The following is a 13,430-nucleotide window of genomic DNA, read 5'->3' as shown; positions in this document are numbered from 1 at the left end:
TAAGTTCCGACCTGCACGAATGGCGTAACGATCTCCCCGCTGTCTCAAACGTGGACTCAGCGAAATTGAACTGTGTGTCAAGATGCACACTACCCGCGGTTAGACGGAAAGACCCCATGAACCTTTACTATAGCTTCGCACTGGCATCAGGCATGTGATGTGCAGGATAGGTGGTAGGCTTTGAAACAGGGACGCCAGTCTTCGTGGAGCCATCCTTGAGATACCACCCTTCGCCTGCTTGATGTCTAACCGCGGTCCCTTATCGGGATCCGGGACCCTGCGTGGTGGGTAGTTTGACTGGGGCGGTCGCCTCCCAAAGTGTAACGGAGGCGCGCGAAGGTTGGCTCAGACCGGTCGGAAATCGGTCGTTGAGTGCAATGGCAGAAGCCAGCCTGACTGCAAGACTGACAAGTCGAGCAGAGACGAAAGTCGGCCATAGTGATCCGGTGGTCCCGAGTGGAAGGGCCATCGCTCAACGGATAAAAGGTACTCTGGGGATAACAGGCTGATGGTGCCCAAGAGTCCATATCGACGGCACCGTTTGGCACCTCGATGTCGGCTCATCTCATCCTGGGGCTGGAGCAGGTCCCAAGGGTACGGCTGTTCGCCGTTTAAAGAGGTACGTGAGCTGGGTTTAGAACGTCGTGAGACAGTTCGGTCCCTATCTGCCGTGGGTGTAGGATACTTGAGAAGAGTTGCCCCTAGTACGAGAGGACCGGGGTGAACGGACCACTGGTGGACCAGTTATCGTGCCAACGGTAGTGCTGGGTAGCTATGTCCGGACAGGATAACCGCTGAAAGCATCTAAGCGGGAAGCCCCTTCAAAACTAGGGTATCCCTTGAGGGCCGTGGAAGACCACCACGTCGATAGGCTGGAGATGTAAGCGCGGCAACGCGTTCAGTTGACCAGTACTAATTGCCCGATTGGCTTGATTTGATCCGGTAGAAGCCAGACCTCTGGCATCCGATCAAACAGCATGCATTAATTTAGTGTAGAACGCTCCGCGCCAGCGCAATGCTGGAGGCGGCAAGCGCCGCATGACTTGAACTTCATCGCTTCTTCCTCGGTTTGGTGGTCATAGCACGAGCAAAACACCCGGCTCCATTCCGAACCCGGCCGTTAAGTGCCGTCGCGCCAATGGTACTGCGTCTTAAGACGTGGGAGAGTAGGTCACCGCCAAACCTAGAAAGAAGCGATAAAACTTCATCTCTCAAACAACGATGACAAACAAAATCCCGATCGCAAAAACATAAAGCCCTCGGGAAACAAACGCGGGATCGAGCACCCCGCAATCGCTACAAACTCTCCTCGAGAGTTTGCCTAACGCGATCGCCTCGTCAGGCTCATAACCTGACATAAAGGCAAACGCTCAACGGACGCGGGATGGAGCAGCCCGGTAGCTCGTCAGGCTCATAACCTGAAGGTCGTAGGTTCAAATCCTACTCCCGCAACCAAACAAACTACAGTCATATCAATGCGCTAGCGCCCCAAAGGGGCGCTTTTGACCTGCTCCCCTGAAATGTCCTCGTTTTGAGGTTAGCCTGTTTTCCAGACGAGGAGACAGACGATGAAGAGAAGTCGGTTCAGCGAAGAGCAGATCATTGGCATCCTGAAGGAGAATCAGGCCGGGCTGGGCGCGAAGGAGCTCTTTCGCAAGCACGGCATCAGCGACGCGACCTTCTACAAGTGGCGCTCGAGATATGGCGGCATCGAGGTGTCGGACGCCCGGCGGCTGAAGGCGCTGGAGGCCGAGAACGCGAAACTGAGGAAGATGCTGGCCGAACAGATTCTCGATGTCGCGACGCTGAAGGAGATGTTGGGAAAAAACTTCTGATGCCCGGTCCAAGGCGCCGTGCCGTGGACTGGGCCATGAAGGAGAAGAACTACTCGCAGCGGCGGGCCTGGGCCGGGATTGATCCGCGCGTGTATCGGCGGCAGCCGACCAGGCCGGAGTACCGGGAGTTGCGCGAGCGGCTAGGGGACCTGTCCGGCGAAAGGCGGCGATTCGGCTATCGGCGTCTGCACATCCTTCTGAAGCGGAAAGGCTGGGCGCTGAACTGGAAGAAGCTCTACCGGATCTACCGGGAAGAAGGCTTAACCGTCCGTAAACGAGGCGGTCGCAAGCGGGCGCTTGGGACCAGGGCGCCGATGGCGATCCCGCAGGGGCCGAACCAGCGCTGGTCGTTGGACTTCGTCGCGGACAGCCTGAGCGATGGCCGCCGCTTCCGGATCCTGTGCGTGATCGACGACTACAGCCGAGAATGCCTGGCGACGGTCGTCGACACCTCGCTCTCCGGTCACCGCGTCGCCCGAGAACTGGATCGGATCGCCGAGGTTAGAGCCCATCCCTGCATGGTGGTCAGCGACAACGGGACCGAGCTGACCTCGAAGTCCATCCTCAAATGGCAGGAGGGTCGCCGTGTCGAATGGCATTACATCGCGCCGGGAAAACCGATTCAGAACGGCTTTGTCGAGAGCTTCAATGGCCGCCTCAGGGACGAGTGCCTCAACGAGCATCTGTTTGCCAACCTGCGCCATGCCCGTGCCTGATCGCGGCGTGGCGCGACGACTACAACCATCACCGCCCCCATACGAGCCTCGACGGGCTCACCCCGTGGGAGTATCATCAACGGTCGAAAGAGGATCAAACCATGAACAAAACGAACCTATAAACCCGGACTCCAAGGGGAGCAGGTCACTTTTTGCGAGGCTCCTTGCGTTAATGATGCGGGTATTGACTTACACATAGATTAGTCCAAACCGAACGGTACGATTTCTTGTCCATCCAAAACGAGCGCGCATCTCAGCCGCAGGAACGGCAAATCGCCGCGCGCGTGCGCACATGGCGACTGCCGAAGCTCGCTGTGAGCGGCTATCCCCAAGACTTCATTTTCGTCGAGCCTCCGCTCGCCACCGTCTCAGGGATGAGGAATTCTCCAGCAGTCGTTTGCAGGCGTGAAGGACAATACGGCTGGCCAACCGTTGTGCATGTAGGATAAAGTTTCTGAAAGTTGGTGCTGCGGTTGGTTATCCAGGCCCAAGCCCCGTCGAAAGCCTCATATATCTGCGTTAGCCGATTTATTACGCTTAAAAGATAGTAATGCAGCTTGCACTCGAAAACATTTGGGTCAGATTGCTTAAATCCTAGGTAAAATGACCTTAAAAAAGGTTTCGCATCAAATATGACTGACGACCGAAAAATTGAGGTCCATGCCATAATTATCGCATGGTCTGGATGGATTGAAGCCGCTCAGTCAATCTGCGCGGCGATAGAACCTGTTGTAGATAATCTGTCCACCATCTGGTCAGATGCGCAGCCTGAAGATCAAACGGGTCCCGGAGAATGGATAAGAGTCCCAAATGAACAATTTTTCGGCCCTAAGCTTTCGAAAGGACTGGATGTTGCCAGCGGTCAACATGTCCTGCTCATACATGCAGACACCAAATGCGATGACTGGGCTAGGCTGGTACGACGGTGCAAAGCCGCATTCGTTTCATACCCTGAAATAGGTGTTTGGGCGCCAGCAATAGAGAATACGTTTTGGGCACCCGAGGTGGTCGCTTTGTCGCGCCTTCCCGGAAAACTCGGCTTGCACACAGCTGCACATACCGACGGGATTATTGTCGCGTTTTCTCCCGAAATTGTACAACGGCTGAGCGAACTTGGGCCCGAAAACAATAATTTGGGCTGGGGGGTGGACCACGCGGCTGTGGCGTACACACGATGTAAAGGTAAATTAGTCGTTTACGATCCCGATGTTTCCGTTTGGCACAATCCCTCCACCGGATATAATGGAAAGGAAGCCGAATGGCAGATGCAGAGCTTTCTCACCCAGCTTTCCGCGACCGAACGGGATCAGATCAGTTTACTTCAAGGCTATGTTAGGGATCGTAGAAGGAAGCTGAAGCGGAAACGATCAAATTTCAGATCTCTGCTTAAACGGTTGAGTTTGAGCTGAGCTGCACAGTCTCTCAAAACTCCATATTGGAGCGCGGCAGTATCGTGAAACTTGCGGACGTTTCAGCGGAGCAAATCAATTTACAAACAGGTTTGGTTTTCAAAGATGCTGTTCTTTTTGGTGCGCTTGAATTGGGAGGCAAGGCGATCCCAGTCACACAGAATTGCCGTCGCCTCGCAGCGGGTATTCTCGTCATTAAGCGCGGTCGATAGTTCCGCGTCCTTCCCCCAGTAGTTCTCAACAGGCTCGGGATGACCGAGGCGTCAATTGTCATCTGTGCAGAGGCGGAGAGCCGCGCTCACGATTCCTCAAATAATCTTGCGCGCCGCGCGCTTCTAGGGATTCTGCGATAGGACGCAGGCCGCGGATATACGCGGCACCCCGCTGACCTGCCACGGCATCCTTCCTCCACCATCGATTATAGTCTGCCCCAACTTGATCCGCTCCCCAGACCTCTACCGCCCTTAGCAGAGTTTCCCGGTTTTGCTCGGGGTGACGGGCTGGTGACGCTGCCCCGTTTTCGTCAGCGTGATCGGGCCCTGTTCCCGATCGCGCCGCGTGGCGGTTCCTCAGTGTAGTATCTACGCCAAGCCTCCAACTTTTCTTTTCGGTCGCATCCGCAAGGGTGAGGAAGTTATGCTGGTTCAAGCACTCGGTTCGGAACCGGCCGTTGAACGCTTTGATGAATGCATTTTCGGTCGGCTTGCCGGGGAGCGAGAAGTCGAGGGTAAGCGCACGCGCTGATCCTCGTGAACCTCGGCGGCGCGACGGTCGAGCACGTCATCGCGCTTGCCGATCGCGCCCGAGAGACGGTCCGCGCGCGCTTCGGTGTCTCTCTCGTACAGGAACCGGCACTGATCGGGCGCTGAGCCGACATGCGTGCGTCGCACCGCGAACGATCAGCCCTCTATCCCCGTCGACCGATGCGCTTGCCCTCCGGCGTCAGGCGCTTGCGCGGGGGACGAGCTTGCCCTTGAACGCGCGGTCGAAGTCGCGGTCTTCGCTGCTTTCGAGCACTTCGACCAGATATTCGGCCATCTCCGTCAGCGGCTGGCGATAGGTGGTCAATGCGTAATTCGGGCTCTGGCATTGCGGCACGTCGTCGAAGCCCGTCACCGCGATATCCTCGGGAATGCGCAGGCCGAGCTTGTGCCGGATCACGTCGATCGCGCCGATGGCGAGCGCGTCGTTCTCGCAGACGAGGATGTCGGGCATTTCGTCGCGCGGGCGATCGGTGAGAATCCGGGTCACGACCTGCTCGGCGAGGATCGGGTCATAGGCGGGCACTTCGGCGAATTCGGGGATGGTCCCGAAACGCCGCTCCCAGCAGCCCAGGAAGGTTTCCTTGCGCAGCAGATGCGCGGAGTAGGTGCGCGGACCCGCGAGGAAGAGCGGGCGGCGATAGCCCTGTTCCGCAACATAGGCTGCGATCTCCTGCATCGCGGCAGCGTCGTCCACCGCGATCGAGATCGTGTCGGGATGGCGCGAGGTGCGCGCGAAAATGATCAGCTTGTGGAAACGTCGGGCGTGCAGAGCAGTCTCGAGAACCTCATCGTCGAACTGAATCCCGATCAGGATCGCGGCATCGACGCGGCGCTGGCTGGCGTTGAGGATCGCATGGCCCGCATCGTCGCGGTCGAGCGTGTTCACCAGAAGCGTATCCCAGCCATGCTTGCGCAGGATGCGCGTGAGCCGCTCCATCATCACCAGTTTATGCGGGTTGGCGAAGTCATCGACCAGCAGCGCGACGAGGTTCGACCGGTCCGAGGCCAATGCGGCTGCGCGCAGATCGGGCACGTAGCCGAGCTTGCTCGCCGCTTCCATCACCTTGGTCCGGGTCTTGGGCGAAATCGAGGCGTCCTTTTTGAAGGCCCGGTTGACCGTCCAGCGCGAGACACCGGCAGCTTCGGCGACATCATCGGCGGTGATGTTGTTTTCGAAATTCGGTCTGCGCACGTCGCTCATCGGGATCTCCTCAAAGCTGACCTATCAGCTTTCTTGCCAGCATACACACAGAAAAGAGCGGCAGCGGAGTCCCGTTTGCACGCGCGTGCAAAAAATTCTTGCACGCGCGTGCAAAACGGATGATGTTAGCGCCAGTCATCGGTCGAATCGGATCGGTTCTGGGAGGAATGCATGTTGAAAGTCGGGTTGCTGGGCGCCGGCCGTATCGGTCAGGTGCATGCGGTAAATATTGCCGGACATCCGGGCAGCACGCTTGTCGCGGTCTCGGATGTGAACGCGGAGGCGGCGCAGGCGCTCGCCGCGAAATACGACGCGAAAGCGGCAAGTTCCGAGGAGATCATCGCCAATCCCGACATCGACGCGGTGCTGATCGCCAGCTCGACCGACACCCATTCGGATCTGATCGAGAAGGCGACGGCGGCAGGCAAGGCCGTGCTGTGCGAAAAGCCGGTCGATCTATCGCTTGAACGGGCGAAAGCCTGCCTCGCGGCGGTTTCAAAAACCGGCCAGCCCGTGATGATCGGATTCAACCGTCGGTTTGACCCGAATTTCGGCGCGCTGCGCTCTGCCGCCCACGCCGGAGAGATCGGCAAAGCCGAGCTGCTCTCCGTCACGTCCTTCGATCCTGCGCCGCCGCCGGTCTCCTATATCAAGGTCTCGGGCGGTTTGTTCCGCGATATGATGATCCATGATTTCGACATGGCGAATTTCATCATGGACAGTGCGCCGGTCAGCGTTCGCGCCGTCGGTTCGTCCATCGTCGATCCGGCGATCGGGGAGGCGGGCGACGTGGATACGGCCGTGGTCACGCTGACCTATGCAGACGGGCGCATTGCCGTGATCAAGAACTCGCGCCGGGCTGTCTACGGCTACGATCAGCGCGTCGAATTGCTGGGCTCGGAGGGTCTGCTGACCGCGGCAAATATGCTGGAGAACACGGTCTCGAAATCGACCGTGGCCGGCGTCTCTTCGGCCAAGCCCACCTATTTCTTCCTCGAGCGTTACATGCCCGCCTACGCGGCGGAATGGGATGCCTTCGTCACCGCTCTGGCAGAGGGTCGCCCGATGCCGGTGACGCTCGAGGATGGCGTGGCCGCGCTCGCGATGGCTGAGGCCGCAACGAAATCCGCCAAGATGGGGGAAGCCGTCGATCTGGCGACGCTCTGAGGCGCTGCCTCGGAGTGGACGGAAATCGCAGGCGCGAGGAGGTGCCTGTGGTTCAAAGGCCGAAGGAATCGGCCGGGCTGCATCGGACGCGACATGGAGGAGCGTGGTGCGGTGACAAACAGAAAGTGAATCTGGGAGGATCACATGAAACAGTTTCTGCGTGCTGCAGTTGCGGCCACCGCCGTGGCTTTCGCTGCACCGGCATTCGCGACGGATATCGTCGTGGTCTCGCACGGGCAGGCCAACGACCCGTTCTGGTCGGTCGTGAAGAACGGCGTCGAACAGGCGGCGAAGGATACTGGCGTGAATGTCGAATACCGCTCGCCCGAGACCTTCGACATGGTCGCGATGAGCCAGCTGATCGACGCCGCCGTGAACCAGGAGCCCGACGGCTTGGTCGTCTCGGTTCCCGATGCGGACGCGCTTGGCCCGTCGATCAAGCGGGCCGTTGCCGCAGGCATTCCGGTGATCACGATGAATGCCGGATCGGATGTGTCGAAATCGCTGGGTGCGCTCCTGCATGTCGGTCAGGACGAATTCACCGCGGGTGAACGCGCGGGTGAGAAGCTCAAGGAGATGGGTGGCAAGAACGGGCTCTGCGTCAACCAGGAGGTCGGGAATGTCTCGCTCGACCAGCGTTGCGCTGGTTTCGCCAAGGGCTTCGGCGGTCAGGTGAAAGTGCTGCCGACCACCAATGATCCGGCGGATATCGAGGCCAAGGTGCGTGCAGCCCTGCAATCCGATACGTCGATCGACACCGTGCTGGCGCTGGGTGCGGCGACGGCGGGCGAACCCTCGGTCAAGGCGGTCAAGGCGCTGGGTGAAGGTGGCGGCAAGATCAACGTCGCGAGCTTTGATCTGTCCCCGGGTTTCCTGAAGGATGTCGAGAATGGTGACGCGGCCTTCGCGATCGACCAGCAGCAGTATCTCCAAGGCTATCTGCCGGTGTCGTTCCTCGCGCTCAACGCGAAATACGGCCTGATCCCGGCGTCGAACGTCGCTTCGGGTCCGAACCTGATCACCAAGGACAAGGCGGCTCAAGTGGTCGATCTGTCGGCCAAGGGCATTCGCTGATCCATATCGGATGAGTTGATACCGGGATGCGCGCGCCCCTTGATGCGCGCGCATCCCACCGGCGCCACCGCGGGCGGTCGCGGAAGAGAAAGCGCCACGAACCAGCATTCTCAGGGAGGGTATAATGCCTGCCGACTCCACGGTTACCGACGAGCGCGTCCGCGAGGAGACTCTTCTCGCGCGCTTGATGAAGCGGCCCGAACTGGGCGCGATCGCCGGGCTCATTCTCGTGACGATCTTCTTTCTCTTCACCGCCAATGCGTCGATGTTCACCCTTTCGGGGATCATGAACTTCCTGACGCCCGCGGCCCAGCTCGGCATTCTCGCCATCGGCGCGTCGCTTCTGATGATCGGGGGAGAGTTCGACCTTTCGATCGGCTCGATGGTCGCCTTCGCGGGGATGATCTTCGGCGCGCTCGTGGTCAATCTGGGACTGCCGCTGATCGTGGCCATTCCCGGCACGCTGATCTTCGCTGGCATGATGGGCGTGGTGAACGGGCAGCTGGTGATCCGCACGGGCCTGCCCTCCTTCATCGTGACGCTGGCGTTCCTCTTCATCCTGCGTGGCCTGTCGCTGGTCGGTCTGAAATATCTGACCGGCGGCTCGACCCAGCTGCGCGGCGTGCGCGATGCGGTGGGCGATGACTGGCTGGCGCCGTTCTTCTCGGGCGACGCGTTCACGGGTCTCTTCGCGAAGCTCGCCGAGTGGGGCTGGATCGACACGTTCAAGTCGGGCGCGCCGAAAGTGCCGGGCGTGCCGGTCGAGATCCTGTGGTTCATCGGTATCGCGCTGTTTGCCACCTGGATCCTGCTGCGCACCCCTGCCGGCAACTGGATCTTCGCTGCGGGCGGCGACAAGAACGCGGCCTCCAATTCGGGCGTGCCGGTCAACCGGGTGAAGACGACGCTCTTCATCGTGACCGCCTGTTGCGCAGCGCTCGTCGCCATCATGACCGTGATCGACGCGGGTTCCACCGATGCGCGTCGCGGCTTCCAGAAAGAATTCGAGGCGATCATCGCCGCGGTGATCGGGGGCTCGCTGCTGACCGGCGGTTACGGCTCGGCGATCGGCGCCTTCTTCGGTTCGATCATCTTCGGCATGGTCGTGATCGGCCTGACCTACACCTCGATCGATCAGGACTGGTTCCAGGTCTTCCTGGGCGGGATGCTGCTGCTCGCCGTGATCTTCAACAACGTGATCCGCAAGCGCGTGACGGGGGAACGCTGATATGGAAATTGAGACCGCATTTCACCACGGCGCCGTCGCCGCCGACGCCAAGCCCATCCTCGAGATGCGCGGCATCAAGAAGCACTTCGGCAACGTGATCGCACTGGCCGGTGTCAGCTTCGACATCCGCCCCGGCGAGTGCCACTGCCTTCTCGGCGATAACGGCGCGGGCAAATCGACCTTCATCAAGACGATGTCGGGTGTGCACAAGCCGACCGAGGGCGAGATCCTGTTCGAGGACAAGCCGATGAACTTCTCGAGCCCGCGCGATGCGATGGAGGCCGGGATCGCCACGGTGTTTCAGGACCTCGCGATGATCCCCCTGATGAGCGTGACGCGCAATTTCTTCATGGGGCGCGAGCCCACGAAAGGGGCGGGCCCGTTCAAGCGCTTCGACGTGGCGCGGGCCAACGAGGTCTGCGTCGAGGAGATGCGCAATATGGGCATCAACCTGCGCGGTCCCGATCAGGCAGTGGGCACGCTTTCGGGTGGCGAACGTCAGACCGTCGCCATCGCCCGCGCGGTCTATTTCGGTGCGAAGGTCCTGATCCTCGACGAGCCGACCTCCGCACTCGGCGTGCGCCAGACCTCGAACGTGCTCGCCACGATCGACAAGGTGCGCAAGCAGGGCGTTGGTGTCGTGTTCATCAGCCACAACGTGCGCCATGCGATGGCGGTGGGCGACCGCTTCACCGTGCTCAATCGCGGCAAGACGCTGGGCACCGCAACCCGGGGCGAGATCACGCCGAACGAGTTGCAGGACCTGATGGCCGGTGGCCAGGAGATGGCGCAGCTCGAAGGCTCGCTCGGCGGCACGATCTGACAAGCGGCAGGGGCGTCGCGCGTCCCTGTTACGGACAAGAATGACTTCAGCAACCGAGGGTGACATGGCGCTTCCGATGCCCGAAACTCCGCTTGGCGTGGCCCTGATCGGGACCGGCTTCATGGGCAAATGTCACGCCATGGCGTGGCGCAACCTCGCGACCGTCTTCGGCGGTGCGCATCCCCGGTTGGAGATCCTCTGCGATACACCGGCAGACAAGGCCCGCGCATTTGCCACGCAGTTCGGCTTCGCACGCGCCAGCGATGACTGGCAGGCGACCTGTGCCGATCCGGCGGTCGATGTGGTCTCGATCACCGCGCCGAACGGTCTGCACCGCCCGATGGCGGAGGCCGCGCTGAGGGCGGGCAAGCATGTCTGGCTTGAAAAGCCGATGGCGCTGACGCTCGAGGATGCGCGGGCGATGGCCGGGCTCGCAGCGGAGCATCCCGGGCAGGTCACGATCCTCGGCTACAACTACCTTCGGTCGCCCGCCTTTCAGATGGCGCGCAAGCTGATCGCCGAGGGTGCGATCGGCACGTCGCGCGCCTTCCGGGGCGTCTATGACGAAGACTATTCCGCCGACCCGCGCCTCCCGTGGTCATGGCGGATGACGCGCGAGGCTGGTGGTCTGGGCGCCTTGGGCGATCTGGGCTGCCACCTCGTGTCGCAGATGGTGGCGCTGATGGGCCCGGTGGAGGAACTGACCGCGATGACCCAGATCGCGATCCCCGAGCGCACCTCCCCCGAAGGCCCCAAGCCGGTCGAGAACGAGGACAGCGCGCTGGCCCTGATCCGGTTCGCGAGCGGCGCGCAGGGCTCGTTCGCCACGTCGCGGGTGGCGCGCGGGCGTAAGTGTCGCCTGCAATGGGAAATCCATGGCTCGGACGGCACCTTGGTCTTCGATCAGGAGAACATGAACGAGCTGTGGCTGCATCGCGCCGGAGAAGCGGGCTTCACCCGGCATCTGACCGGCCCCGATCAGCCCGATTTCGCCGCCTTCTGCCCCGCGCCGGGGCATAATTTCGGCTTCAACGAACAGAAAGTGATCGAGGCGCGTGACCTCTGCGCAGCCATCGCGGGCGGGCCGAATGCCGGCCCCGATTTCGCCGCCGGTCTGGAGATCGAGACGGTGATCCACGCGATGGCACGCTCCAACGGCGCCCCGATCCGGATCGGAGACATGGCATGAAAAACCTCGACGTGATCACGATTGGCCGGGCCGGCGTGGATTTGTATGGCGCGCAGATTGGCGGGCGTCTGGAGGATATGGGCTCGTTCGAGAAGTATATCGGCGGGAGCCCGACGAACATCGCCTGCGGGACGGCGCGGCTGGGGCTGAAGTCGGGGCTGATCACGCGGGTCGGCGACGAGCATATGGGCCGCTTCATCCGCGAGCAGTTGCTGCGCGAGGGGGTGGATGTGACCGGCGTGAAGACGGATCCGGAGCGGCTGACCGCGCTGGTGATCCTCGGCATCCGCGATGAAGAGCAGTTTCCGCTGATCTTCTACCGCGAGAACTGCGCGGATATGGCGCTGAGCGAGGAGGATATCGACGAAGCGCTGATCGCGCGGACGCGGAGCGTGCTCGCGACCGGCACGCATCTGTCGCATCCGCGCACGCGGGCGGCTGTCCTCAAGGCGCTGGAACTGGCGCGCAAGCATGGGGCGAAGACCGCGCTCGACATCGACTACCGCCCGAACCTCTGGGGTGTGGCAGGCCATGGCGAGGGTGAGAGCCGCTTCGTGGAGAGCGCCGAGGTGACCGAGAAGCTAATGGCCACGCTGCACCATTTCGACCTGATCGTGGGCACCGAAGAGGAATTCCACATCGCGGGCGGCTCGACCGACACGATTACGGCACTGCGTGCGGTGCGCAAGGTCTCCGATGCCACGCTGGTGTGCAAACGCGGAGCCGCCGGCGCGGTGGCATTCGAGGGCGGTATTCCCGACAGCCTGGATGACGGCCAGACCGGCCCGGGCTTCCCGATCGAAGTGTTCAACGTGCTGGGCGCGGGGGACGGGTTCTTCTCGGGGCTGATGAAGGGCTGGCTCGACGGCGAGAGCTGGCCGAAGGCGCTGGAATACGCCAATGCCTGCGGGGCCTTTGCCGTTTCGCGCCATGGCTGCACGCCGGCTTATCCCTCGCTGACCGAGCTGGAGTTCTTCCTCAAGCGCGGCGTGAAGCAACCCGATCTGCGCAACGATGCGGAGCTGGAGCAGATCCACTGGTCGACCAACCGCCACACGCGCTCGCTGCCCGATTGGCCTGATTACCGGGTCTTCGCCTTCGATCACCGGATGCAGCTCGAAGAGATGCCGGGCTACACGCTCAAGAAGGGCGGGGCCTTCAAAGAGCTGTGCCTGTCTGCGGCAACTCAGGTGCAGGACGGGCGGCCGGGCTATGGTATTCTGTGCGATGACCGGATCGGACGCGCGGCGCTGCATGCGGCCTCCGGTTCGGGCCTCTGGATCGGGCGGCCCTGCGAATGGCCGGGCTCGCGCCCGCTGGAACTGGAGCCGGAACTGGGCCCCGATTGCGGCGGTCTGACCCAATGGGCGCGCGAGGAGGTGGTGAAGGTCCTGTGCTTCTGCCACCCCGACGACGATGCCGAGACGCGGGCCAATCAAGAGGCTACCGTCAAGCGCCTCTTTACCGCGGCGCGCAGGAACGGGCTGGAATTCCTGCTCGAGGTCATTCCGTCCAAGGTGGGGCCGGTCGATGCCGACACCACCGCGACCCTGATCCGGCAATTCTACGAGATCGGCGTCTACCCTGATTGGTGGAAGCTGGAACCGATGGCGGACGCGGCCGGATGGGCCAAGGCCGTGGCCGCCATCGAGGAATACGACAAGCACACCCGCGGGATCGTGGTGCTGGGCTTGGATGCGCCGGAGGCGGAACTGGCCGCCAGCTTCGAGGTCGCGGCCGGCTTCGATCTGGTGAAGGGCTTCGCCGTGGGCCGGACGATCTTCGGCGATGTGGCGCGGGCCTGGATGGCCGATGAGTTGGCCGATGCCGAGGCCGTGGCCGAGATGGCGCGCCGCTACACGAGGCTCTGCGGGATTTGGGACGGAGCGCGGGCGAAGGCGGCGAAGGCGGCTTGAGGTTTGAGCGGGGAGGGGGCGCTGCCTCCGCGCGCGGAGGCGCGCAGACCGAAATGGGGAGGGGGCTCCGCCCCCGCTCCCTGACGGGAGCCCCCCGGGATATTTGGG

At 61.7% G+C, this 13,430-nt stretch carries 9 protein-coding genes, 1 tRNA gene, 2 rRNA genes and 2 pseudogenes (1 of these 14 only partly in view); 12 read left to right on the top strand and 2 right to left on the bottom strand.

Translation table 11 applies throughout. The features are described from left to right. The 5 genes and pseudogenes from AKL02_RS19595 to AKL02_RS19570 all read left to right on the top strand — a co-directional run. Nucleotides 1–937, top strand: a 23S ribosomal RNA gene (locus tag AKL02_RS19595) (it extends 1,897 nt beyond the left edge of the window). 131 nt (nt 938–1,068) lie between these two features. Beyond that, nucleotides 1,069–1,183: ribosomal RNA gene (rrf, locus tag AKL02_RS19590) — 5S ribosomal RNA — on the top strand. 195 nt (nt 1,184–1,378) lie between these two features. Continuing rightward, nucleotides 1,379–1,455 (top strand) — tRNA-Met (locus tag AKL02_RS19585). Between the two features lie 113 nt (nt 1,456–1,568). After that, nucleotides 1,569–2,673 (top strand): annotated as a pseudogene (locus AKL02_RS19580) (IS3 family transposase). A 510-nt stretch (nt 2,674–3,183) separates the two neighbouring features. After that, entirely contained in the window at nt 3,184–3,960 is a 777-nt protein-coding gene (locus tag AKL02_RS19570; RefSeq protein WP_133051963.1) for a hypothetical protein, read from the top strand. Nucleotides 3,961–4,424: 464 nt separating this feature from the next. Here the strand turns inward: AKL02_RS19570 and AKL02_RS19565 are convergent. Continuing rightward, nucleotides 4,425–4,701: pseudogene (locus AKL02_RS19565) on the bottom strand (integrase core domain-containing protein); the annotation flags it as partial. Nucleotides 4,702–4,709: 8 nt separating this feature from the next. On the opposite strand from AKL02_RS19565, the gene AKL02_RS21320 reads away from it, so the two are divergent. Beyond that, nucleotides 4,710–4,829, top strand: coding sequence for a hypothetical protein (locus AKL02_RS21320; protein WP_198453229.1), 120 nt, complete (start codon nt 4,710–4,712; stop codon nt 4,827–4,829). A gap of 73 nt (nt 4,830–4,902) precedes the next feature. Here the strand turns inward: AKL02_RS21320 and AKL02_RS19555 are convergent, their stop codons facing one another. Beyond that, nucleotides 4,903–5,925 carry a LacI family DNA-binding transcriptional regulator gene (locus tag AKL02_RS19555; RefSeq protein ID WP_078549663.1) on the bottom strand — a complete coding sequence of 341 codons (1,023 nt, stop codon included), beginning with the start codon at nt 5,923–5,925 and terminating at the stop codon, nt 4,903–4,905. A gap of 171 nt (nt 5,926–6,096) precedes the next feature. On the opposite strand from AKL02_RS19555, the gene iolG reads away from it, so the two are divergent. The 6 genes from iolG to AKL02_RS19525 all read left to right on the top strand — a co-directional run bounded on the left by iolG (nt 6,097) and on the right by AKL02_RS19525 (nt 13,322). Further along, entirely contained in the window at nt 6,097–7,092 is a 996-nt protein-coding gene (gene iolG, locus AKL02_RS19550) for an inositol 2-dehydrogenase (protein ID WP_078542406.1), read from the top strand. A 144-nt stretch (nt 7,093–7,236) separates the two neighbouring features. Then, on the top strand, nt 7,237–8,166 hold the full coding sequence (locus AKL02_RS19545; RefSeq protein WP_078523447.1) for a sugar ABC transporter substrate-binding protein: 930 nt from the start codon (nt 7,237–7,239) through the stop codon (nt 8,164–8,166). 124 nt (nt 8,167–8,290) lie between these two features. Continuing rightward, the gene (locus AKL02_RS19540; protein ID WP_078602687.1) at nt 8,291–9,394 is read left to right on the top strand and encodes an ABC transporter permease; all 1,104 of its coding nucleotides are present in this window, start codon (nt 8,291–8,293) and stop codon (nt 9,392–9,394) included. Nucleotide 9,395: 1 nt separating this feature from the next. Beyond that, complete coding sequence (locus AKL02_RS19535) at nt 9,396–10,217, top strand: ATP-binding cassette domain-containing protein (RefSeq protein ID WP_078549655.1); 822 nt, start codon at nt 9,396–9,398, stop codon at nt 10,215–10,217. A gap of 64 nt (nt 10,218–10,281) precedes the next feature. After that, entirely contained in the window at nt 10,282–11,406 is a 1,125-nt protein-coding gene (locus AKL02_RS19530) for a Gfo/Idh/MocA family protein (RefSeq protein WP_083078088.1), read from the top strand. Continuing rightward, complete coding sequence (locus tag AKL02_RS19525) at nt 11,403–13,322, top strand: bifunctional 5-dehydro-2-deoxygluconokinase/5-dehydro-2-deoxyphosphogluconate aldolase (protein WP_083078087.1); 1,920 nt, start codon at nt 11,403–11,405, stop codon at nt 13,320–13,322. The genes AKL02_RS19530 and AKL02_RS19525 overlap by 4 nt, the downstream gene beginning before the upstream one ends. The last annotated feature ends 108 nt before the right edge of the window (nt 13,323–13,430 follow it).

The sequence above is a fragment of the Thioclava electrotropha genome, assembly GCF_002085925.2.
GTDB lineage: Bacteria > Pseudomonadota > Alphaproteobacteria > Rhodobacterales > Rhodobacteraceae > Thioclava > Thioclava electrotropha.
The sequence above is the reverse complement of the archived record's forward strand: the minus strand, read 5'-3'. Positions and strand labels throughout refer to the sequence as shown.